Source organism: Acidovorax sp. GW821-FHT09B03 (assembly GCF_059418305.1).
In genome coordinates this window covers 61,500-84,453 of the sequence record NZ_JBWKPP010000004.1, presented here as the reverse complement: position 1 = coordinate 84,453, position 22,954 = coordinate 61,500, and the positions used below count along the sequence as shown (strand labels likewise).

The window sequence follows — 22,954 nt, the reverse complement described above, 5'->3', positions numbered from 1 at the left end:
GTCAGGAGGCGAGGGCAACGGCACCATCGCCACGCAGCAGGCAGTGCTTGCCGGTCTGCTTGCCCTTGTACATCGCGGCGTCGGCCTTGCCGATGAGCTCGCGCACATCCTTGCCGTCGAAGGGGGCCAGCACGTAGCCGATGGTCAGGCCCACGTGCAGGCGCAGGTTGCGCAGCGTGAACGGCTCGCTGAACGCATGCAGCAGGCCTTCACCGATCTCCCGGGCCTGCTCGGGCCGCGTCAGCTGGGGAGCCAGGATGATGAATTCGTCACCGCCCGGGCGGGCCACCAGGTCGGTCTGGCGCCGCACGTTGGCCGACAGGCGCTGCCCCACCGCCACCAGCAGCTCATCGCCCACGTCGTGGCCGTGCGTGTCGTTGACGGGCTTGAAGCCGTCCAGGTCCAGCAGGAACACCGCCACCATGCGCTCGGGCGCGCACTGCTGGAGTGCCGAGTTCAGCGCGATCTGCATGCCGCGGCGGTTGGGCAGGCCCGTGAGCGGGTCGGTGTGGGCCAGCGAGCGCATGGCATCGCGCTCGCGCAGGGCATCGAGCGTGGCGCGGCGCAAGGCCTCCGAGCGCAGCCCCAGCACGCGCAGGAAGAGCAGCATGTCCACGGTGGCACCGAGCTGGAAGGCATGCAGAGTCCAGAAATTCACCGGCACCCAGCCCTGGACCAGGGCGGCCATCATGAGGGCGGCGGCGCCGTAGACGGTCCATGCCACCAGCAGCGTGGCACCGATGGGGTCTCCCCGGCGCGCCTGGCGCAGCGCGGCGGGCAGGCTCAGCAGGCTCGGCGCCATGCCGAACAGGCTCATGAAGAGGGTGGCTGCCTTGACGCTCAGCAGGTCGAAGGCGAAGGCCAGGCATACCAGGGCCGTGAGTGCGGCGCCGCCCTGCATGGTGCGGGCATAGCGGCCGTGCGGGGCGTCGCCCGCCATGGCGTGCCGGAGAAAGAGGAAGGAACCTGCCAGCGCCACCAGGCCGAAGATGATGGCCCCGTGCAATTCCATCCACACACTGCCCGGCCAGAGGAACTGCACGCCGATACCGAAGAACTGCAGGGAAAAGCCGGCACTGCCCAGCACCACCAGCGCATAGCAGGCGAACAGGCGGTCGCGCTGGCCCACCCACTGGAGCAGGCTGTACAACAGCAGCCAGAAGGCCAGGCCGTTGAGCAGGCCCTGCAGCATCTGCTCGCGCAGGGCCATCTTCAGGCGGTAGGGGGCTTCGCTGACCGTGATCGGCAGGATCATCGGCCCCGGCGTGCGCACACGGATCAGCACCTCGTACGCCTGCCCGGCCTGCAGGTTCAGGGCCAGGCCCGGCGTCCGGCTGGCGCCCGCGGCCTTGCCGGGCGCGCGCAGGTAGCCCAGCAGCGCCTGCTGCAGCACCTGGCCCTGGCTGGTCAGGTAGATGTCGACCTCCTGCAGGGCGCCGTAGTCGAGGTTGACGATCCACTGGTTCGTGGGGGCCTCGGGCACGGCCAGCGGAATGCGCAGCCAGATGGCCTCCTTGTGCGCTCCGATCGAGCCGCCGCGGCGGGGCGGCTCCTCGAAGCGGTCGAGTCTGCCCAGCATGTCGCTGGCCGTGAGTTCGCGCGAGGCATCGGCCTGCAGGGTGGCCACGCTCCAGGCGTCCAGGCTCTGGGCGTCGGGGCTGAGCACCAGCGGCGTGGCGGCACGCGCCGGCAGCCCCTGGAGCATGAGCAGGCACAGCACCGCGATGGCCGCCATCGAACGCATGAACCCGTGCAGCACGCTCATCGGGTGTCCAAAGGGCTGGCCAGCCGCCCAGGGCCTGTCGTGCGCCATCGGGGTGGCGCTGGCAGCCGGTGCCAGGCATCGGCAATGCGAAGGAGCAGGGCGCTGGACATGGTGGTCAGGGGGCTGAGCGCAAGGTCGGTGACTGCAGGCCTGGGTGGCTTGGGCTGACCAGTATGCCTCTGGAACGGGATCCCCGGGCACACAGCGTGCCAACCAGGGGGGCGGGGCTCGTCAGGCGCATGGAGATCAGGCCGGCAGTGCCATGTTGGCATCGTTGCGGATCAGGCAATGCTTGCCGCGTTGCTTGCCCTGGTACATGGCGGCGTCGGCCAGGCGGATCAGTTCGCGGGGCTCGGCGGCATCGATGGGAGCCAGGGCATAGCCGATGGTCAGGCCCACATGCATCTGCAGGTGGCTCATCACGAACGGCTCCCGGAACGCGTGCAGCAGCGCGTTGCCCAGATCCTCGGCCTGCTCGGCACGGACCAGGTCGGCGGCCATGATGATGAATTCGTCGCCCCCGAGGCGCGCCACCACATCGGTCTTGCGACGCACATGGTCCTGCAGCCGGTGGCTCACGGCCACCAGCAGGTCGTCGCCCACGTCGTGGCCATGCAGGTCGTTGATGGGCTTGAAGCCGTCGAGGTCCAGCAGGTACACCGCCACCAGGCGGTTGGGCGCGCACAGCGAGATGGCCGAGTTCAGCGCCAGCTGCAGGCCGCGCCGGTTGGGCAACCCCGTGAGCGCATCGGTATAGGCCAGGGCCCGCATGGCGTCGCGTTCGCGCAGCGCATCGTCGGTGGCGGTGCGCAGCGCATCGGTGCGCAGGGCCAGCACGCGCAGGAAAAGCAGCATGTCCACCGTGGCGCCGATCTGGAAGGAGTGCAGGGTCCAGAACGACAGCGGGGTCCAGCCCTGCACCAGGCCCACCATCACGGCGGCCGCGACGAAGTAGGCGATCCAGGCGGCCAGCAGCGTGGTGCTCACGGTGTCGCCCTGGCGCACCCGCTTCAAGGCCAGCGGCAGGCTCAGGAGCGAAGGCAGCGGGCCGAAGATGCTCAGGAAGGCCGTGGCCTGCCGGGTGTCGATCAGGTCGGTGAGGAAGGCCAGGCCCACCAGGCCGCACAACATGGCTCCGCCGCGCATGATGGCCAGGAAGCGGCTGCGCGGATTGTCTCCCGCGAGCGCATAGCCCATGAACAGGAACGAAGCCCCCAGGGCCAGCAGCCCGGCGGCGCTGGCGGCGTGGACCTCCATCCAGTGGTTGTTGCTCCATAGGAACTGGCTGCCGATGCCGAAGAACTGGATCGAAAAGCCTGCGCTGCCGACCACCAGCAGGGCATAGAAAAGGAACAGCTTTTCGCGCTGGCTGGCCCACTGGGTCAGGCTGTAGACCACCAGGCACAGGGCCAGGCCGGCCAGCAGGCCTTGCAGCATCTGCTCGCGCAATGCCAGCGGCAGCAGCACCGGGGCCTTGCTGACCACCAGCGGCACGATCATCGCGCCCCCGGTGCGCACGCGCACCAGCAGCTCGTACTGCTGGCCGGGCTGCAGGTTCAGCATCATCGACGGCGTGCGCCCGCGCAGCGGCCGGTCGGAGAAGGGGCGCAGATTGCCCATCAGGGCCTGCTGGACCACCGCGCCGTCCGAGGCGAGGTAGACGTCCACCTCGTTGAGCACGGGGTAGTCGATGCTCAGGATCCAGGGATGGGCCGGCGCCTGGGCCACCGACAGCGGCACGCGCAGCCATACCGCATCCTGGCGCACGCCCAGGGTGCCTTCCGCCCCGGTAGGACTGGTGAATTCGGGCAGGCGCGCCAGCATGTGCTGTACCGTGAGGTGCCGGCTGGCGTCGGGCAGCACGCGCACATGGGGCCAGGCGTTCACCGAAGGTTGTTTTTCGTCCAGCACCAGCGGCTGCACGGCCGGGGCTGCCGCTGCGGCCAGCGCCGGCCAGAGCAGGGCCAGGGCCAGCCAGGCCATCCACCACCGCCATGCGCCGCGCCACGCAGGCGGCGGGCCTGCGTGTCCTGCCGGTGGGCGGCGGGAGGCGATGGGGTGGCGGGCCATGGGGCTACGCCGTCTCCTGCGCCGTGGCAGCAGGCTGGGGGGCGGCGGCGGCCGCCGGGCGGGCGCTGGCGGCCAGCTTCAGGCTCCAGGTGCCGTGCGTGGTCAGGCGGTCCTCGATGCGGTTGATCCACTTCGGTACATGGGGGTCGTCGCTCCAGTTGTGCACCACCCCGTCCACCTGGTTGAGCAGCTCGCTGGGCAGCTGCAGCGGCCGGGTCTGGCTCATCAGCACGCGGCTCATGAAGTGGTAGCCCAGGATGCGCGTGAGCGTGCGCACGATGGAAAAGCGCGGCAGCAGCAGGCGCAGCACCCAGTCGACGACCCGGGCCACCAGCAGCACGCCCCAGAACAGCAGGGCCGAGGACCAGGGCACGGGCTGGGTCAGGCCCAGGTCGCCCGCCGTGGCCTTGCCGCACAGGAAGCGCGTCATCAGCTGCGGAAAGGGCTTGGCGATGTTCCAGGGGATGGAGTTGGCCATGGTGGCCATGAGTGCCTGCCCCAGGCCGGGCCGCGGGTCGGGGCTCACCGGCTCGGCGCGGCCACGGGCCTGCATGCGGGCCATCAGTTCCTTGCCCTCGTCCATGGTCTCGACCATCAGCCCGCGCTCAATGCCCAGGATGTGGCCGACCACATTCCAGGCGTGCAGGTAGGCCTCCTCGTCATGCGCCGGCAGGCCGATGCCCAGGCGGCGCATGCTGCGCAGGAACACATAACCGAAGGTGAGCAGCGTGTAGGCCAGCTCTTCCTGGTTGCAAGGCAGGCCGTCGTCGGCCAGGTCCCAGCCGCGTGCGAACAGCGCCTGGTACATGCTGGGCTGGGGCGGCAGGCCCGGCAGCCCGCCCAGCTTGCCCGCGCCGACGATGTTCGGCTGCGCCAGCAGGTCCTTCACGGCCGATTCGGGCGTGCCGCGCAGGATCAGGTTGCGGATGGTGGCGTGGATCAGGCGCACCTTGAGGATCTGTGCCACACCGGCACCGTCCGGGCGGGTCAGCCCGCCGTGCATCATCACCGGGAAGATCATGGCCGCCGTGGAGCGGATGCGGTACTCGGTGTGCTGCTCGAGCTGGCCCGCGGTGTGCAGCACGCTCGACAGGTCGGGGATCACATAGCACTCGGGCAGGCTGGCGCAGAACAGCAGGATGCACGAGAGTGCGCCATGGTCGAAGAAGATCTTCTCGGCGCGCTCGATCTTGCGCGCGTCGGCCCATTCGGGCAGTACCTGGCCCTGGGCCAGGTAGTCCTGCAGCGCATCGGCCATCTCCTTGGTCACGCCGTCGCCCGTGGCCTTCCAGCCGTCGATGCTGGCGTTGGTGGTCCAGTCGCCGAACAGGTGGTTGACGGTCTTGATGTGCGCCCACTGCGGCGCAGTGGGCGGGGGCAGCTGTGCTGGCCAGGGGCCCAGGATGGCGTCGATGGTTTTGTCGGCCAGCGGATCGGCATGCTGCTGCATGGAGGCCAGGGCCGCATCGGAAATGGCCGGCGTGGGGTTCTTGCTCATCAGACGGCCTTCAGCTGGTTGCGCCAGCGCTGCAGGCCGGCGAGGGCGCACAGCAGCGGGATGCCCATGGCAAACGGGGCGATGGACTTGATTTCCACCGGATGGCCCAGGAACACCTGGAACACGATGCCGGCGCTGTAGATGCCAAGCGGCACGGTGGCGTGGCGCGGCAGGAAGTTGACCGAGCCGGCCTTGAGGGGCATCTTGCGCGTGGCAAAGCGGAAGGCGCACAGGATGCAGAAGCTCACGAAGACCCAGCCGAAAAAGCCCTGCACTGTCTCGCCGAACCAGGCGCCATCGGTCTTGGTCATGATCCAGGCCTTGAGCACGTACACCAGGTAGGGGTCGGCACCCAGGTCGAAGGCGGTGACGATCATCGCCGCCAGGAACGAGAGGAAGACCGCATTGCCCACCCCGGGCGCGCCATCGACCGGCGCCTGCCAGACGATGAGGTTGCTGATCACATAACCGGCATAGGTCAGCGCGAACCACATCATCGGGATGACCACGGGCACGCCGACGAAGCGCAGGCCCAGCACCTCGGTATAGGTGTAGCTGCCGAAGAACCAGCCGTGGGTGCTGCCCATCTGCTCGGCGAACCAGCCAAGGGAGACAGAAATCGCCAGGAAGCGCAGCGCGGCGGACGCCCCGAGGAGCCGCGTGGCACTGGCCCAGGTGGCGGCGAACATCAGCACCGAGGCAATGGCGATGGCCAGGGTGACGGCTTTACCGGGGCCGATGGAGGTGTAGATCAGTCCGGCGGATACCAGCCCGAAGATCAGCACCGGCAGGCGGACGGTCAGCAAATTGGAAGCAGGCATGAATCATGTACACGCTGTTACAAAACCCCAGTGTAGGGGATTGTTGCGACACATCCCCCGCTTTTTTGACCTGAGAATCCGCCAACAGCGCGCTTTTCCCCCTCTATTTATCGGTTCACGCATTGTGGTGCCAATTGCGCGGACCCGTGAATAGACAGGAATGATTAGAGGCCCGCCCATTCAGGGGGCGCTCCATGTGCAAAAAAGCCGGGCCCCCGCTGCAGGAGGCCGGTGCAGCGGGTTAGCCGCGCCCCGCCACGGCGGCCAGGTTCAGCAGCGAGGCCTCGATGGCGGCGGCCGTGGCCTGGGGCTGCTCCATGGGAAACAGGTGGCTGCCGTCGAGCATCATGGTGCGCCCTTCGGTGATGCGCAGCGTCATGGCCATGCCCACCTGCTTCATTTCTTCGGAGTCGCGCCCGCCGATGAAGGCCGCGGGGCACTGCAGCGGGTGCCTGGCGAGCAGGCGGCCCAGGTTGTGGGGCAGGGTGTTGTAGATGGCGGTCTCCACCGCACGGTCGAAGCCCAGCACGCGCTTGCCGTCCTGGTCGGCCAGGCCATGGGTGATGTAATCCTGCAACACTTCGGGGTGCCAGCGCGCAAACGCCTTCTTGCGGCGAAAGTGCTCCAGGGCTTCCTCGTTGCTGGCCCAGGAAAAGCGCCGCTGCCGGCTGACCTTGCCGGGCGAGATGGAGCCCACGACCTGGGTGCGCTTGGCGACGTCCAGGGCATTGGCGCGCCAGCCGCCGATCAGCGGCGAGTCGATGAGCAGCACGCCGCGCACCAGGTGCGGGTGGCGCGCCGCCGCCATCACGCTCAGGAAACCGCCCAGCGAGTGCCCGACCAGGAACACCGGCTCCCCCAGGCGCTGCACCTGCGCACCGGCAAAGTCGGCCAGGTGCTGCACCAGGAGCGGCCAGTTGTTGGACACCGGGTACTGGGGTTCATGCCCGAAGCGCTCCACTGCGCTGATGTCGAAGCCGCGTTGCCGCAGGAGCTTGAAGAGAAGGCGGTAGGTGCCCGCAGGGAAACTGTTGGCGTGCGAGAAGACGATCGGGAGCATGGATGGCGGGAAGTCCGGGGCGCGCGCGGGTGCGCCGGGCGATCAGCGCCCGGCCGCCTGCGTGCACCCTCAGATGAGTTTGTCCAGGTGGTTGGTGATCTTCTTGAGCGGCTTGCTGCGCGACGGGTTGACCATGATGGGCACGGTCGTGTCGCCGCCGCCCCAGGCGGGATCTTCGATGCTGTCGAACACCTGGCGCAGCTTCTGGCCCCAGCTGTCGTGCAGCATGCGGAAGTAGGGGTTGTGCTCGTCGATGCAGATGATCTTGTCGGTGGCGAAGCGGTCCACCTCATAGACCACCAGGTCCAGCGGCAGGCCCACCGAGAGGTTGGACTTGAGCGTGCTGTCCATGGACACCAGGGCGCACTTGGCGGCCTCGTCCAGCGGGGTCTCGGGGGTGAGCACGCGGTCGAGCACGGGCTTGCCGTACTTGGACTCGCCGACCTGGAAGTAGGGCGTCTCGGACGTGGCCTCGATGAAGTTGCCGGCCGAGTACACCTGGAACAGGCGCATGCCCTCGTCCTTGATCTGGCCGCCGAAGACCATGGACACGTTGAAGTCCACGCCCGAGCGCTTGAGCGCCGCGCCATCGCGCTCGTGCACATGGCGCACGGCGGCACCCAGCACGCGCGCGGCATCGAACATGCTTTTGGCGTTCCAGATGGTGATCGGCTCTTCCTCGTCGCGGTCGATGATCTGCTCGGTCTGCAGGATCTCGCGCACCGATTGCGAGATCGACAGGTTGCCGGCGGACAGCAGCACCATGAAGCGGTCGCCCGCCTTCTCGTACAGCATCATCTTGCGGAACGAGCTGATCTGGTCCAGGCCCGCATTGGTGCGGGAATCGGACAGGAAAACCAGCCCGGCATTGAGTTTGATGGCGACGCAATACGTCATGGAAAGCTTAGGTCGGCAAAAAGGGAAGCATTGTGGGGCGCCTTCGACGCAGCGAAGGACTCTGTGACCTGCGCAGCCTGGTGTTTCAAAAACAATAGCAAACGTGCCAGCAAGTGCCGCAGAAAAGTCTGATTTTATGGCCAATCGTACGGCCTGGGCTTTTCTGCGGGCCAAGCCCCCGTTCCAGGGGGCCATATCCGACACCGCCACGGCGTGTTTTCCGACAAGGCCTGGCGGGCCGTTCCTTACTATCATTCACAAATCACACCTGAAAGCAGCATCTTGTTCCACTTTCCTACCCTTGCACACCCTGCGCTCCTGTCGCGCAGCGTTCTCCTGGCTGCGGCCGTTTCGCTGACCGCCTGCGGAGGCGGGGACAGCAAGAGCGACGGGGGAGGTGACACGACCCCGCCGCCGGTCGCCACGGCCGGCGAACTCAAGTCGGCTGCGCTGCTCAACACCATCACGCCAGCCCAGATCACCGAGGCCCTCGCCAAGGACGCCTCCAAGGTGCAGGGCATCGTGCCGCGCTACTCCGTCACCTCCTACCGGCTGGAGTACATCACCTCCGACGCCCAGGGCCGCGAGGTGCGCGCCTCGGGCCTGGTCAGCGTGCCCGTCAAGGCCTTGGGTGCGCGCAGCCCCGTGCTGGGCTACCAGCATGGCACCATCTTCACGAGCGCCGAGGCGCCCAGCAACAACGCCGTGGGCTCCGAGGTGGCGGTGGTGATGGCCTCGCTGGGCTACATCGTGGTGGCGCCGGACTACGTGGGCTATGGCGTCTCCAAGGGCACGCCCCACCCTTACCTGCTATCGGCCCCCACGGCCGCCGCCACGCTGGACATGCTTACGGCCGCCCGCACCTGGCGCGGCCAGGGCAATGCGGCCGACAACGGCCAATTGTTCCTGACCGGTTATTCCGAGGGCGGTTACGCCACCATGGCCGCCCACCGCACGCTGCAGGCCGGTACGGCACCCGAGCGCCAGGCGCTGCGCATGGTGGTGACGGGCGCGGGCCCCTACAACGTGCAGGCCACGCTCGACGGGCTGGTGAATGTGGTGCGCGATCGCGAGCCCGTGATCGGCGCGCTGATCAACCCCGGCTTTTTGCGCTACCTGGGCGGCAGCGTGCAGCGCGAGGTGCGGCGCCTGCTGCTGCGCGCCCTGCTACCCGGCGATGCCGACGTGAGCTTCGACAACCAGTTCATCGACAACTTCCTGGCCGATGACGTGCAGGCCGTGGCCCGCGTGAGCAGCGTGCACGACTGGAAGCCCCAGGTCCCCGTGCGCCTGTACCACGGCCGCGACGACGTCACCGTGCCCTATGGCAGCTCGGTCACTACCTTGCAGGCCATGCGCGCCCAGGGCGCGGGCGACCTCGTGACCCTGACCGACTGCGCCGCCGTGCCTTCGAGCCACGTCGGCTGCGTGCCGCCGTTCATCAACTTCATGCTGGGGCAACTGGCCCCGCTGGCGCAGGACCTCTGACGCTTGGCTGCATGCCGCCCCGGGGCAGGGCGGCATCTTCAGCCCTCCTCGCCCCCGGGGGCCTCGCCAAGCCGCGCGATCACCGCATCGAGCGTGGCGTACAGCTGCGCGATGAACTCCACCCCCATCTCCTCTTCCAGCGCACGGTAGGTCGCCTCGATCGTGGGCGCTAGCCGGGCCGCCAGCGCCTTGCCCTGGGGCGTCACCGACACCATCACCCGGCGCTGGTCATGCTCCAGCCGCTCGCGCAGCACCAGGCCCAGGTCCGCCATGCGCGCCAGGATGCCGGCCAGGCTCGGGCTCGACAGGCGGCAGATGTCGCCGATCTGGCGCGGCTCCAGCGGCCCGTGGTCGAGCAGGGCGCGCACCACACGCCATTGCTGCTCGGTCAGGCCGACGGTGTGAAGAATGGGCCGAAAGCGTGCGAAGACGCTTTCGCGCGCCTGCAGGAACAGGAGCGGCAGGTTGCGGTGGACCAGTTGCGGCGGTGGGGAATCCATGGGGCGAAATCATCCTCGAAAGCAGGCGTGCCGGTCACCAGCGTTGCGGCACCCCTCGGTACAAACCCGAAGAAAAAGGAGCCGCTGGGCCGTTGACTTACTCGCATGTTAGTAAATAAACTACTCACATGTTAGCAATGTACCAGACCCTGCAGTGTGCTCCGTACCGGATGGAGTTCGACGTCGCGCCCTTTCGCCTGTCCGGCGTCGTCTATGGCGCCCTGCTCAACCATGCGCCCGCCCTGGCCGCCATGGATGCGGCCGCCCACCAGCCGCCGTACAAGGCGCCGCCCCTTGCACCGGTGCTGTACATCAAGCCGCGCAACACGCTGGCTGGCCATGGCGATGCCATCGTGGTGCCGCAGGACGAGCCGGAGCTCGAAGTGGGTGCCAGCCTGGGCATCGTGATCGGCCGCACCGCCTGCCGCGTGCCCGAGGGCCAGGCGCTGGAGCATGTGGCCGGCTACACCATCGTGGGCGACATCAGCGTGCCGCACGGTTCGTTCTACCGCCCCTCGATCCGCTTCAAGGCGCGCGACGGCTTTTGCCCCATCGGCCCCCGCGTGGTGCCGCGCAGCGAGATCGCCGACCCCGATGCGCTTGCGGTGCAGGTCCACGCCGATGGCGCCCTGGTGCATGCCACGAGCACGGGCGGGCGCATTCGCCCGGTGGCCCGGCTGCTGGCCGAGGTCAGTGAGTTCATGACCCTTTCGCCCGGCGACGTGCTGCTGCTGGGCGCCTCGGCCGGGGCGCCGCGTGTGCGGGCGGGGCAGCAAACCCGTATCGAGATCGACGGCCTGGGCCAGCTCGACAACCATTTCGTTGCCGAAGGAGCTCTTCCATGAAGAAGGCCAGGGTTGCCTACGCAGGTGCCATCCATGAGGCCATGCCCCACGGAGAAAAGATCCGCCTGGCCGATGGCCGGGTGGTGGCCGAGGACGCCGTGGTCTGGCTGCCGCCCTTCGAGGTCGGCACCACCATTGCGCTGGGGCTCAACTATGCCGACCACCTCAAGGAGCTGTCGGGCGAGCTCACCGTCACCGCCAAGGACGAGCCGCTGGTGTTCCTCAAGGGCCCGGGCACGCTGATCGGCCACCGTGGCCAGACGCGCCGCCCGGCAGGCGTGGCCTTCATGCACTACGAGTGCGAACTGGCCGTGGTGATCGGCCAGACCGCGCGCCATGTCGCCAAGGCCGACGCCCTGCAGCATGTGGCCGGCTACACCGTGTGCAACGACTACGCGATCCGCGACTACCTGGAGAACTGGTACCGCCCCAACCTGCGCGTGAAGAACCGCGACACCTGCACCGTGCTCGGCCCCTGGTTCGTGGACGCGGCCGACGTGCCCGACCCGCACGACCTCACGCTGCGCACCCTGGTCAACGGCCAGCTGACCCAGCAGGGCCACACCGGCAACATGGTCAACGACATCCCCGAGCTGATCGCCTACCTGAGCAGCTTCATGACGCTGCGCGCGGGCGACGTGATCCTGACCGGCACGCCCGAGGGCGTGGTCAACGTCGACGTGGGCGACGAGGTGGTGTGCGAGATCGACGGCATCGGCCGCCTCGTCAACACCATCGTGGGCGACGAAGCCTTCGGCATCTAATCAACATCTGGAGACCTGATCCCATGCGCATAGACCACCTGATCGCAGGCAAACCCGTAGCGGGCCGCGAGTACTTCGAGACCGTCAATCCTGCCACGCAAGAGGTGCTGGCCGAAGTCGCCAGCGGCGGCGCGGCCGAGGTGAACGCGGCCGTGGCCGCCGCCAAGGACGCCTTCCCCGCCTGGGCCGGCCTGCCCGCGCCCGAGCGCGCCAAGCTCATCCGCAAGCTCGGCGACCTGATCGCGGCCGAGGTGCCGCAGATCGCTGCCACCGAAACGCGCGACACCGGCCAGGTCATCGCCCAGACCGGCAAGGCGCTGATCCCGCGCGCGGCCGACAACTTCTACTACTTCGCCGAGATGTGCACCCGCGTGGACGGCCACACCTACCCCACGCCCACGCACCTCAACTACACGCTGTTCCACCCCGTGGGCGTGTGCGCGCTGATCTCGCCGTGGAACGTGCCCTTCATGACCTCCACGTGGAAGGTGGCTCCGGCGCTGGCCTTCGGCAACACGGCGGTGCTCAAGATGAGCGAGCTGTCGCCGCTCACGGCCGCGCGCCTGGGCCAGCTGGCGCTCGAAGCCGGCATCCCGGCCGGCGTGCTCAACGTGGTGCACGGCTTCGGCAAGGAGGCCGGCGAGCCGCTGTGCGCCCACCCCGACGTGCGCGCCATCTCCTTCACCGGTTCCACCGCCACAGGCAACCGCATCGTGCAGGCGGCGGGCCTGAAAAAGTTCAGCATGGAACTGGGCGGCAAGAGCCCCTTCGTGGTCTTCGACGATGCGGACCTGGACCGCGCGCTCGACGCCGCCGTGTTCATGATCTTCTCGAACAACGGCGAGCGCTGCACCGCGGGTTCGCGCATCCTGGTGCAGAAGTCGATCTACGCCGACTTTGCCGAGAAGTTCGCGGCGCGCGCCCGGCGCATCACCGTGGGCGACCCGATGGATGACAGGACCATCATCGGCCCCATGATCAGCCCGGCCCACCTGGCCAAGGTGCGCAGCTACATCGAACTGGGCCCGAAGGAAGGCGCCACGCTGCTGTGCGGCGGGCTGGAGGCGCCCGAGCTGCCAGCCCATCTGCACAAGGGCAACTTCGTGCGGCCCACCGTGTTCGCCGATGTGGACAACCGCATGCAGATCGCGCAGGACGAGATCTTCGGCCCCGTGGCCTGCCTGATCCCGTTTGCCGACGAGGCCGAGGCCATCCGCCTGGCCAACGACACGCAGTACGGCCTGTCGAGCTATGTGTGGACCGAGAACATCGGCCGTGCCCACCGCGTGGCTGCGGGCATCGAGGCCGGCATGTGCTTCGTCAACAGCCAGAACGTGCGCGACCTGCGCCAGCCCTTCGGCGGCACCAAGGGCAGCGGCACCGGGCGCGAGGGCGGCAGCTGGAGCTACGAGGTGTTCCTGGAGCCCAAGAACGTCGCCGTCTCGCTGGGCAGCCACCACATTCCACACTGGGGAGTCTGAGCATGGGTACCCTCGCCCTCGCGGCCAAGATCACGCATGTGCCGTCCATGTACCTGAGCGAGCTCGACGGCCCGCGCAAGGGCTTTCGCCAGGCGGCCATCGACGGCCACGTGGAGATCGGCCGGCGCTGCCGCGAACTGGGCGTGGACACCATCGTCGTGTTCGATACGCACTGGCTGGTGAATGCCAATTACCACATCAACTGTGCGCCGCGCTTCGGGGGCGTGTACACCAGCAACGAGCTGCCGCACTTCATCAGCAACCTGCCCTACGCCTTCCCGGGCAACCCCGAGCTGGGCCAGTTGCTGGCAAAGGCCTGCTGCGCCCAGGGCGTGGAGACGCTGGCCCACCCAGCGACCACGCTGGCGCCCGAGTACGGCACCCTGGTGCCCATGCGCTACATGAATGCCGACCAGCACTTCAAGGTGGTCTCGGTCTCGGCCCTGTGCCAGGTGCATTACCTCAACGACAGCGCACGCCTGGGCTGGGCCATGCGCCAGGCCATCGAGGAGCAGTACGACGGCACCGTGGCCATCCTGGCCAGCGGCAGCCTGAGCCACCGCTTCGCGCAGAACGGCACGGCGCCCGACTTCGCCACGAAGATCTGGAGCCCCTTCCTCGAGACGCTGGACCACCGCGTGGTCGAGATGTGGCAGGCGGGCGACTGGGCCACCTTCTGCGCCATGCTGCCCGAGTACGCAGCCAAGGGCCATGGCGAGGGCTTCATGCACGACACGGCCATGCTCATGGGTGCGCTGGGCTGGTCGGACTACACCGGCCGCGCCGAGGTGCTCACGCCGTACTTCGGTGCCTCGGGTACGGGGCAGATCAATGCCGTGTTCCCGGTCACGCCGCAGACGGGTGCTGCGGTGCCCGGGCCGCAGGCATCGGCGGGTGGCCAGCCATCGGCCGGCCGGCTGTGAGGAGCGCGCCATGCCCCACCTGGTGATCCTCTACACCCCCGACCTGGACCGGCCCGTGGAGCAGGGCGGTAGCGACTTGGGTGCCCTGTGCCGGGCCCTGGCGGGCGCCATGCGCCGGCAGGTGGACGAGGCGGGCAAACCCGTCTTCCCCACCGGTGGCATCCGCGTGCTGGCCTACCCGGCGGCGCACCACGCGGTGGCCGATGACGGCGAGGCAGAGCCGGCGGGAGGCCCATCGCCGGGCTACGGCTTCGTCTACCTCAACCTGCGCATGGGGCGCGGTCGCAGTGCCGCCACGCACCAGGCCGTGGGCCAGGCCTTGTCGACCGTGGCGCAGGCGCACTTCGCACCGCTGCTCGCGTCGCGTCCCATCGGCGTCACCCTGCAGATCGACGAGGGCCCCGAGGTCTTCGACGCCAAGCACAGCTCCCTTCACCCCCTGTTCAACAAGCCTGCACAGGGCTGACCCTCCATGCTCTCCAACGACACCATCGCCTCCCTGGCGCAGCAGCTCTACCAGGCGCGCAAGCAACGCACGCAACTGCGCCACTTCTCCGCCCAGTACCCCGAGATGACCATCGAGGACGGCTATGCCATCCAGCGCGCATGGGTGCAGCTCGAACAGGCCGATGGCCGCAGCATCAAGGGCCGCAAGATCGGCCTGACCTCGCGCGCCATGCAGCAGGCCAGCCAGATCACCGAGCCCGACTACGCGCCGCTGATGGACGACATGTTCTTCGACGCGGGTGGCGACATCCCGTTTGAGCGCTTCATCGCACCGCGCGTGGAGGTGGAGCTGGCCTTCATCCTGGCGCGGCCGCTCAAGGGCCCGGGCGTGACGCTGTTCGATGTGCTCTCGGCCACCGACTACGTGGTACCGGCCATCGAGATCATCGACGCGCGCATCGAGCAGTTCGACCGCGATACCCGGGCCATGCGCAAGGTGTTCGACACCATCTCCGACTTTGCCGCCAATGCCGGCATCGTGCTCGGCGGCCGCCCCGTGAAACCTCTGGACGTGGACCTGCGCTGGGTGGGCGCGCTGCTGCACAAGAATGGCGTGATCGAGGAGACGGGCCTGGCGGCCGCCGTGCTCAACCACCCGGCCACGGGCGTGGCCTGGCTGGCCAACAAGATCGCGCCGCACGGCGAGCAGCTCAACGCTGGCGACGTTGTGCTGGCCGGCTCCTTCACGCGGCCCGTGGCCGCCGTGCAGGGCGACAACTTCCATGTGGACTACGGGCCACTGGGCTCGGTCTCGTTCCGCTTTGCCTGAGCACACGCCATGCAGCAGATCCCCGAGAACCATTTTCGCAACGCGCTGCGCGCGGGCCGGCCGCAGATCGGCCTGTGGGTCGGCCTGGCCGATGCCAACGCGGCCGAGGCCCTGGCCGGCTGCGGTTTCGACTGGCTGCTGCTCGATGGCGAGCACGCGCCCAACGACGTGCGCAGCGTGCTCGACCAGTTGCGGGCCGTGGCCCCGTACCCGGTGCAGCCCGTGGTGCGCCCGGTGCAGGGCGACGTAGCCCTGGTCAAGCAGTACCTGGACGTGGGCGCGCAGACCCTGCTCGTCCCCATGGTCGACACGCCCGAGCATGCTGCGCTGATGGTGCGCGCCATGCGCTATGCGCCCGAGGGCATGCGCGGAATGGGCGCGGCGCTGGCGCGTGCCTCGCGCTGGAACCAGGTGGAGGACTACCTGAACCGCGCCAATGGCCAGATGTGCCTGCTGGTACAGGCCGAGACACCGCTGGCCCTGCAGAACCTGCAGGCCATCGCCGAGACCGAGGGCGTGGACGGTGTCTTTTTCGGCCCGGCCGACCTGTCCGCATCCATGGGCTACAGGGGCCAGCCCGGGCACCCCGAGGTGCAGCGCGCCATCCTCGATGGCATCGCCACCGTGCGCCGGGCCGGCAAGGCCGCCGGCATCCTGATGGCGGACCGGGCGCTGGCCCAGACCTATCTCGACGCCGGGGCGCTGTTCGTCGCCGTGGGGGTGGATACCACGCTGCTGGTGCGTGCCGCGACCGAGCTGGCCGGCCACTTTGCCAGGCGCCCAGCCATCCAGGCCGTGCCGGGCGTGGCAAGCCCTTACTGAGCACACCGCCTGTCAGGCCATCGCCATCGCTCAAATTTAGTTAATGAGCTAGTTAATTAATTACCTTGAAAAGCACCTTCCCTGCCAACAACCCGTGAGGAGACAAGCCATGCCAACGATCCATCCCAACCGCCGCTCGGCCCTGTGCGCCGCCGCCGCGCTCGCCATCCCCTGCCTGTCCCCGGGCGCCAGCGCCCAGGAGCGCCGCCCGCTCGAATGGGTGGTGGGCATGTCCCCCGGGGGCGGCACCGACATCGTCGCCCGCACCGTCGCCGACCAGATGGGCAAGACGCTGGGCCAGACCATCGTGGTGGTCAACAAGCCGGGTGCCGCGCACAACATCGCGGCCGACTACGTGGCGCGCTCGTCCACGCCGGGCAACCTGCTGCTCACGGGCGACTATGCGGTGCTGGCCACCAACCCCTGGCTGTACAGCAAGCTCAGCTACAACGTGGACAAGGACCTGGCCTCGGTGGGCATGCTGGTGCGCTTTCCGCTGATCCTGGTGGTGTCGCCCAAGCTGCCGGTGCGCAACTTCCAGGAGTTCGTGGCCTGGGCCAAGGCCCAGCCCGAGGGCGTCAACTTCGCATCGCCGGGTGCCGGCACGCCGCACCACCTGGCCATGGAACTGCTGCGCCAGCGCACGGGCCTGAAGATGACGCACGTGCCCTACCGCGGCGTCACGCCTGCCATCCAGGACATCATGGGTGGCCAGGTGCCCTTCATGTTCGTCGAGTCGGCCGGCGGCATGCCCAACATCACGGGCGGGAACCTGCGCGCCATCGCGGTGGCCAGCAGCAAGCGCATGGCCACGCTGCCCGAGGTGCCCACGCTGATGGAGCAGGGCCTCAAGGATTTCGAGGCCTTTGCCTGGCAGGGCCTGTCGGTCAACGCCTCCATGCCCGCTGCCGAGGTGCAGCGCCTGAACGCCGCCCTGCAGCAGGCCCTGAACTCCACTCCGGTGAAGGCCCGCTTCCAGACCCTGGGCGTGGAGGCCGTTCCCGGCACGCCCGAGGAGATGAATGCCTACGCCAAGGTCGAGCGCGCCCGTTGGGGCCAGCTCATCAAGGACATCGGCTTGAAGCTGGAGTGAGGCTCCCTCACCCCACCAGCTTCTTGAGCTGGTAGAGCGCGTCGAGCGCCTCGCGCGGGCTCAGCGCATCGGGGTGGATGGTGGACAGCAGGGCCTCGACCGGGCTCGCGCCTGCGCTCTCGGGCATGGCCGGCACGGCAAACAGGTCCACCTGCAGCTCGTCCTCGCCTGCGCGCTCTTCCAGTGCGGCCAGCGCGTGGCGTGCGTGGTTCAGCACCGGGCCGGGCACGCCCGCGAGCTTGGCCACCTGGATGCCGTAGCTGCGGCTGGCAGGGCCGGGCTGGATCTCGTGCAAAAACACGATGTCGGCACCCGCCTCGGCCGCGCTCACATGCATGTTGACCGCGTGTTTCGCCTTGGCGGGCAGCTCGGTCAGCTCGAAATAGTGCGTGGCGAACAGGGTGAAGGCGCGTGTCCTGTCGTGCAGGTGCGTGGCGATGCCGCTGGCCAGGGCCAGGCCGTCGAAGGTGCTGGTGCCGCGGCCGATCTCGTCCATCAGCACCAGGCTGTGCGGCGTGGCGGCGTGCAGGATCTGCGCAGCCTCGGTCATCTCCAGCATGAAGGTCGACTGCGCGTTGGCCAGGTCGTCGGCGGCGCCGATGCGGGTGTGGATGGCGTCGATGGGCCCCAGGCGGCATGCGCTGGCCGGCACATGGCTGCCCATGCTGGCCAAGAGCACGATGAGCGCCACCTGGCGCATGTAGGTCGACTTGCCGCCCATGTTGGGACCGGTGATGACCTGCATGCGCGTGTTGGCGTTCAGGCGCGTGTGGTTGGCGATGAAGCTGCCGGCCGAGACCTCGGCCAGGCGCGCCTCCACCACCGGGTGGCGGCCGTCCTCGATCTCGATGCAGGGTTCGGCCACGAACTGCGGCGCGCACCAGTTCAGCGTGAGCGAGCGCTCGGCGAGGGCGCACAGCACGTCCAGGGCGGCCAGCGCCTGGGCCAGGCGGGTGAGGGCCGGTACATGCGGCTGCAGCTGGTCCAGCACCTGCTCGTACAGCCATTTCTCGCGCGCCAGCGCACGCTCGTTGGCTGACAGCGCCTTGTCCTCGAAGGTCTTGAGCTCGGGCGTGATGAAGCGCTCGGCGTTCTTCAGGGTCTGGCGGCGGCGGTAGTCATCGGGCACCTTGTCCAGGTTGCTGCTGGTCACCTCGATGTAGAAACCGTGCACCTTGTTGAACTGCACGCGCAGGTTGGCGATGCCGGTGCGGGCCTTCTCGCGCGTCTCCAGGTCGAGCAGGAAGTCGTCGCAGTTGGTCTGGATGGCGCGCAGCTCGTCGAGCTCGCTGTCGAAACCCGTGGCCATGACGCCGCCGTCGCGCACCAGCGCCGCGGGCTCCTCGGTGATGGCGCGCTGCAGCAGCTCGGGGCAATCCACCGGCGGGTGGAGCTGTTCGAAGATCTCCGCCAGGTAGGGCTCGGCGGCCTGGCCGGCACGGGCCAGCAGGGCCGCCTTGTGCAGCGTCTTGCACAGGCCCACCAGTTCGCGCGGGCGCACCTGACGCAGGGCGATGCGCGCGGTGATGCGCTCCACATCGCTCACGCCCTTGAGTTCGCCGCGCAGCGTGGCCCAGGGGCCGGCGCCGCCACCCGACCCGCCGGCACCGCGCAGCGCCGTGGTGGCGGCCAGGCGCCGGCGCGCCGCGGTGCGGTCGCGCGGCGGCTCCAGCAGCCAGGTCTTGAGCAGGCGGCTGCCCATGCCGGTCATGCAGGTGTCGAGCAGCGAGAACAGGGTGGGCGAATCCTCGCCGCGCAGCGTGCGGGTGATCTCCAGGTTGCGGCGCGTGCTGGCGGGCAGGTCGATCAGGTCGTCGCCGCGCTGCACCTGCACGCTGTGCACGTGGGTCAGCGTGCGGCCCTGGGTGTGCTCGGCATAGGCCAGCAGGCCCGCTGCGGCGGCATGGGCCTGGGTCAGTTCCTGCGCGCCCCAGGCCTGAAGGCTGGCAGCACCCAGGTTCTCGAGCAGCTTGCGCTCGCCCAGCGTGGCGTCGAACTGCCAGTCGGGCCGGGGGCCCATGGGGCAGGTGAAGGCACCGCCCTGGCGCAGCACCTGCAGTTGCTGCTCGAAGCGCTCGGTCACGCCGGCGCTGTAGATCACCTCGCTGGGCGCCACGCGCGCCAGCCAGGTGCCAACCTCGTCCTGTGTGCACTCGGCCAGGTAGACGCGGCCCTGCGTCACGCTCAGCCAGGCCAGTCCGCAGCGTGCGCGCGGCCCTTGGTGCACGGCCAGCAGCATGGATTCGGCCTTGTCCGAAAGCAGCTCGGTATCGGTCAGCGTGCCGGGCGTGACCACGCGCATCACCTTGCGCTCCACCGGCCCCTTGGCCGTGGCCACGTCGCCCACCTGCTCGCAGATGGCGACCGACTCGCCCATCTTGATCAGCCGGCCCAGGTAGTTCTCCAGCGCATGGAAGGGCACGCCGGCCATGATGACGGGCTGCCCGCCGGACTGGCCGCGCTGGGTCAGCGTGATGTCCAGCAGGCGCGCGGCCTTTTCCGCGTCGGCATAGAACAGCTCGTAGAAGTCGCCCATGCGGTAGAAGACGAGCGTGTCCGGGTGCGCAGCCTTCAGCGTGAAGTACTGCTGCATCATGGGGGTGTGCGAGGATATGTCTGCTTTATCCATTTAAATCAATGACTTGGCGGCATGGGGCCAGCGCTTGGGGTAATTCTGGCGCAATTCGGTATGGTGCGCGGGGCCGTATTCTCGCCCGCCGCACGAGGTGGCCCCACCTGGAGTGCCGGGGGCTGGGTAAGGAGCCCCGCAATGCGAGGCAGCCCCCCGCCGCAGCGGGGGGCTTTGTGGTTGACAACGGGCCCTGTGGCCGCGGCCCCACCGGCCCCATGGGTTGTCTTGCGGCTGTTGCGATCAACGGCGGCCGCCTGCGCCAGGATGGACGGCCGGGTGCGCGTCACGCAGCGGCAAGCCGCTCCTTGGCCAGCTTGGTGCCCGCTGCCAGCGCTTGCAGCTTGCGCCACGCCACGTCCCGCCCCATCGGCGCCAGACCGCAATTGGTGCACGGAAACAGCCGCTCCTTGGGCACGAACTCCAGCGCCCGGGCTATGGTGTCGGCTACTTCCTCGGGCGTCTCGACCACGTCGCTGGCCACATCGATCACGCCGACCATCACGTCCTTGCCAGCCAGCAGCTTCATCAGGTCGGGCGGCACATGGGAGTGGATGCATTCCAGGCTCACCTGGTCGATGCTGCTCTTGGCCAGGGCAGGGAACACCGCCTCGTACTGGCGCCATTCGTCGCCCAGGGTGCTCTTCCAGTCGGTATTGGCCTTGATGCCGTAGCCGTAGCAGATGTGCACCGCCGTCGTGCAGGTCAGGCCCTGCGCCGCACGCTCGAGCGCCTGCACGCCCCAGTCGGCGGCATCCTTCATGTAGACGTTGAACGCGGGCTCGTCGAACTGGATGATGTCCACGCCATCGGCCTGCAGCGCCAGGGCTTCCTGGTTGAGCAGTTCGGCAAACGCGAAGGCCATCTTCACCTTGTCGCCGTAGAAGCGGTCGGCCACGGTGTCGACGATGGTCATGGGGCCGGGCAGGGTGAACTTGAGCTTCTTCTTCGTGTGGGCGCGCGCCAGTTGCGCCTCGAAGGCGTGCACGCGCCCCTTCAGGTGCAGGGCCGAAACCACCTGCGGCACCATCGCGTCGTAGCGGTTGTCGCGGATGCCCATCTTCACCTTGTGCTCGAAGTCGATGCCCTCGACCTGCTCGAGGAAGCCGTGCACGAAATGCTGGCGCGACTGCTCGCCGTCGCCCACGATGTCCAGGCCGGCGTCTTCCTGCGCCTTGATCCACAGCAGGGTTGCATCGGCCTTGGCCTGGCGCAGTGCATCGCCTTCGGCCATCCACTGGGGCCAGAGCTTGTTGGTTTCGGCCAGCCAGGCGGGCTTGGGCAGGCTGCCGGCGATGGAGGTTTCAAACATCTGAAAATTCCTTTGAAGCAAAGAGGGATGGGGTGAGCATATGCTGGGGCCGTTGGATATCAGATCGCACAGGTGGCAGCCCATTGTTCAAGAACGTTCTTGTACGGCTTGATGAAGTGCTCTTCTGCAAACTTCCCCTGCGTGACCGCCAGTTGGCTGCGTTCCTCGCGGTCGTAGACAATCTGGGTCGACGAATAATCCTGGTTCTTCAGGCTCGGTTGGTAGAGTTTGCCTGCGGCGCAATTGGCGTTGTAGATCTCGGGACGATAGATCTTCTGGAAGGTTTCCATCGTGCTGATGGTGCCGATCAACTCGAGATTCGTGTAGTCGCCCAGCAGGTCGCCGTGACAGTAGAAAGCCAATGGTGCAACGCCATTCGGCGGCATGAAGAATCGCACCTGCATCCCCATTTTTGCAAAGTACTGGTCGGTCGAGGACAGTTCATTCTGCTGGTACTCGACACCCAGCACCGGGTGCTGGTTTTCGGTGCGCTGGTAGGTCTTGCTGGTTGAGGCGCTGATGCAGATGACCGGGGGCTTGCCGAAGTGCTGCTTGTAAAGGGCCGAGTTGGCAAACTGCTGGAACAGCTTGCCATGCAGGTCGCCAAAATCGGCCGGCGTGCCGAATTCCGTGCGATGGGCGTTGTAGTGCGGCAGCACGACGCTGAAGTCGTAGTCGCGCACGTAGGAGGAGAAATTGTTCCCCGCGATGCCGTCGATGCGCTTGTTGGTTTTCCTGTCGAGGATGCAGGTTTTCAGGATCTCGATCAGCGGAAATGCAGCACTGCTGCCCTTGGCGCCAAGACTCATCTCGACGGAGATGATCTCCAGTTCCACCGCGTAGCGGTCTCCCGTCGGATTGTCCCAATGCGCCAGGTCATTGAAGCGGTTGTCGATCATCCGCAGCGTGTTGCGCAGGTTCTGCTGCCGGCTCGTTCCGCGGGCCAGGTTGGCAAAGTTGGTGGTGATGCGCGTGCTGTCCGATGGCTGGTAGTTTTCATCGAAGCTGATGCTCTTGAGGTGAAAGGCAGGTTCTTGGTGCATGGCGATGGGGTGGGCTGATGGGGGGGAGAAGGGGCGGTTCATGGCTCAGGCCAGCACCACGTCTTCGGCCTGCAAGGGCCTGGCGTGCCGCGCCAGTTCAATGAGCGGCATTGCCCGTTGGACTGCCAGCCGGGCCCGCTCGATCAGGGCCTCGTTCTGCAGGCGGTGGTCGGCGAAATCGGGGTCTGTGGCATAGACGCCCAGCGGCAAGGTGCGCGCCTGGAAGAAGCTGAACAGCGGCCGCAACTGGTGGTCGATGACCAAGGCATGGCGCTCGCTGCCACCGGTGGCCGCCAGCAAAACGGGCTTGTCGACCAGGGCGTCCTGGTGGATGAAGTCGAAGAAGTGCTTGAACAGCCCCGTGTAGGCGCCGCGGTAGACCGGTGTTGCCACCACCAGAACATCGGCTTGCTCGACCGCGGCCAGCGCCCGCTCCACCGTGTCGGGCAGTTGCGAGCGCCAGACCGCGCCGGCCCACTGCGGTGCGAGCTGGCCCAGTTCGACCAGGCGCTGTTCGCACGGGAGTTCGTCGGCGATCAGGTCCAGCAGATGCCCTGCCAGGGTTGCAGTCTTGGAGGGACGCTGCAGCCCGCCAGAAACCGCGACGATGCGCAGTGGATGTGCCGTGTTTGCTTTCATGGGAGTGGATGCTATTGGCGATGAATGA

General features: G+C 67.9%; 20 protein-coding genes. 9 read left to right on the top strand and 11 right to left on the bottom strand.

The genetic code is table 11. From position 1 onward, the window contains the following. Position 1 precedes the first annotated feature (1 nt). The 6 genes from AC07PA_RS09475 to AC07PA_RS09450 all read right to left on the bottom strand — a co-directional run bounded on the left by AC07PA_RS09475 (position 2) and on the right by AC07PA_RS09450 (position 8,111). Positions 2-1,765 (bottom strand): diguanylate cyclase domain-containing protein, encoded by a 1,764-nt coding sequence (locus AC07PA_RS09475; protein ID WP_494604855.1) that lies wholly within the window; start codon positions 1,763-1,765, stop codon positions 2-4. Positions 1,766-2,011: 246 nt separating this feature from the next. Continuing rightward, entirely contained in the window at positions 2,012-3,748 is a 1,737-nt protein-coding gene (locus AC07PA_RS09470; protein ID WP_494605259.1) for a diguanylate cyclase domain-containing protein, read from the bottom strand. 91 nt (positions 3,749-3,839) lie between these two features. Continuing rightward, entirely contained in the window at positions 3,840-5,333 is a 1,494-nt protein-coding gene (locus AC07PA_RS09465) for an oxygenase MpaB family protein (RefSeq protein WP_494604853.1), read from the bottom strand. After that, positions 5,333-6,154 (bottom strand): carotenoid biosynthesis protein, encoded by an 822-nt coding sequence (locus AC07PA_RS09460; protein ID WP_494604851.1) that lies wholly within the window; start codon positions 6,152-6,154, stop codon positions 5,333-5,335. The genes AC07PA_RS09465 and AC07PA_RS09460 overlap by 1 nt, the downstream gene beginning before the upstream one ends. 241 nt (positions 6,155-6,395) lie before the next feature. Next, positions 6,396-7,214 carry an alpha/beta fold hydrolase gene (locus AC07PA_RS09455; RefSeq protein ID WP_494604849.1) on the bottom strand — a complete coding sequence of 273 codons (819 nt, stop codon included), beginning with the start codon at positions 7,212-7,214 and terminating at the stop codon, positions 6,396-6,398. A gap of 69 nt (positions 7,215-7,283) precedes the next feature. After that, positions 7,284-8,111 carry a proteasome-type protease gene (locus tag AC07PA_RS09450; RefSeq protein WP_494604847.1) on the bottom strand — a complete coding sequence of 276 codons (828 nt, stop codon included), beginning with the start codon at positions 8,109-8,111 and terminating at the stop codon, positions 7,284-7,286. A 282-nt stretch (positions 8,112-8,393) separates the two neighbouring features. Between AC07PA_RS09450 and AC07PA_RS09445 the strand changes: the two genes are divergently transcribed. Beyond that, positions 8,394-9,599 carry an alpha/beta hydrolase family protein gene (locus AC07PA_RS09445; protein ID WP_494604845.1) on the top strand — a complete coding sequence of 402 codons (1,206 nt, stop codon included), beginning with the start codon at positions 8,394-8,396 and terminating at the stop codon, positions 9,597-9,599. A gap of 38 nt (positions 9,600-9,637) precedes the next feature. Here AC07PA_RS09445 and hpaR read toward each other — a convergent pair whose 3' ends face one another. Next, complete coding sequence (hpaR, locus tag AC07PA_RS09440; RefSeq protein ID WP_145695353.1) at positions 9,638-10,099, bottom strand: homoprotocatechuate degradation operon regulator HpaR; 462 nt, start codon at positions 10,097-10,099, stop codon at positions 9,638-9,640. A 170-nt stretch (positions 10,100-10,269) separates the two neighbouring features. Between hpaR and AC07PA_RS09435 the strand changes: the two genes are divergently transcribed. From AC07PA_RS09435 to AC07PA_RS09400, 8 genes are all read left to right on the top strand, one after another. Next, positions 10,270-10,944: a fumarylacetoacetate hydrolase family protein gene (locus AC07PA_RS09435; RefSeq protein ID WP_494605257.1), complete on the top strand. Its 675-nt coding sequence runs from the start codon at positions 10,270-10,272 to the stop codon at positions 10,942-10,944. Further along, complete coding sequence (locus tag AC07PA_RS09430; RefSeq protein WP_494604843.1) at positions 10,941-11,708, top strand: fumarylacetoacetate hydrolase family protein; 768 nt, start codon at positions 10,941-10,943, stop codon at positions 11,706-11,708. The genes AC07PA_RS09435 and AC07PA_RS09430 overlap by 4 nt, the downstream gene beginning before the upstream one ends. A 23-nt stretch (positions 11,709-11,731) precedes the next feature. Further along, entirely contained in the window at positions 11,732-13,189 is a 1,458-nt protein-coding gene (gene hpaE / locus AC07PA_RS09425; RefSeq protein ID WP_494604841.1) for a 5-carboxymethyl-2-hydroxymuconate semialdehyde dehydrogenase, read from the top strand. 2 nt (positions 13,190-13,191) lie between these two features. Further along, positions 13,192-14,112, top strand: coding sequence for a 3,4-dihydroxyphenylacetate 2,3-dioxygenase (hpaD, locus tag AC07PA_RS09420; RefSeq protein ID WP_007853666.1), 921 nt, complete (start codon positions 13,192-13,194; stop codon positions 14,110-14,112). Between the two features lie 10 nt (positions 14,113-14,122). Continuing rightward, complete coding sequence (locus tag AC07PA_RS09415; RefSeq protein WP_007853668.1) at positions 14,123-14,578, top strand: 5-carboxymethyl-2-hydroxymuconate Delta-isomerase; 456 nt, start codon at positions 14,123-14,125, stop codon at positions 14,576-14,578. Positions 14,579-14,584: 6 nt separating this feature from the next. Further along, on the top strand, positions 14,585-15,388 hold the full coding sequence (gene hpaH, locus AC07PA_RS09410; protein WP_494604839.1) for a 2-oxo-hept-4-ene-1,7-dioate hydratase: 804 nt from the start codon (positions 14,585-14,587) through the stop codon (positions 15,386-15,388). A 9-nt stretch (positions 15,389-15,397) separates the two neighbouring features. Further along, positions 15,398-16,210: a 4-hydroxy-2-oxoheptanedioate aldolase gene (hpaI, locus tag AC07PA_RS09405; RefSeq protein WP_494604837.1), complete on the top strand. Its 813-nt coding sequence runs from the start codon at positions 15,398-15,400 to the stop codon at positions 16,208-16,210. Between the two features lie 109 nt (positions 16,211-16,319). Further along, positions 16,320-17,303 (top strand): Bug family tripartite tricarboxylate transporter substrate binding protein, encoded by a 984-nt coding sequence (locus AC07PA_RS09400; protein WP_494604835.1) that lies wholly within the window; start codon positions 16,320-16,322, stop codon positions 17,301-17,303. Between the two features lie 7 nt (positions 17,304-17,310). Here AC07PA_RS09400 and mutS read toward each other — a convergent pair whose 3' ends face one another. The 4 genes from mutS to msuE all read right to left on the bottom strand — a co-directional run bounded on the left by mutS (position 17,311) and on the right by msuE (position 22,926). Beyond that, on the bottom strand, positions 17,311-19,932 hold the full coding sequence (gene mutS, locus AC07PA_RS09395; RefSeq protein WP_494604833.1) for a DNA mismatch repair protein MutS: 2,622 nt from the start codon (positions 19,930-19,932) through the stop codon (positions 17,311-17,313). Between the two features lie 286 nt (positions 19,933-20,218). After that, a complete protein-coding gene (locus AC07PA_RS09390; protein ID WP_007853677.1) occupies positions 20,219-21,244 on the bottom strand; it encodes a methionine synthase in 1,026 nt (341 codons plus the stop codon). Positions 21,245-21,303: 59 nt separating this feature from the next. Then, complete coding sequence (locus AC07PA_RS09385) at positions 21,304-22,287, bottom strand: DUF1852 domain-containing protein (RefSeq protein WP_494605255.1); 984 nt, start codon at positions 22,285-22,287, stop codon at positions 21,304-21,306. Between the two features lie 45 nt (positions 22,288-22,332). Beyond that, the gene (gene msuE, locus AC07PA_RS09380; RefSeq protein ID WP_494604830.1) at positions 22,333-22,926 is read right to left on the bottom strand and encodes an FMN reductase; all 594 of its coding nucleotides are present in this window, start codon (positions 22,924-22,926) and stop codon (positions 22,333-22,335) included. Between the last annotated feature and the right edge of the window lie 28 nt (positions 22,927-22,954).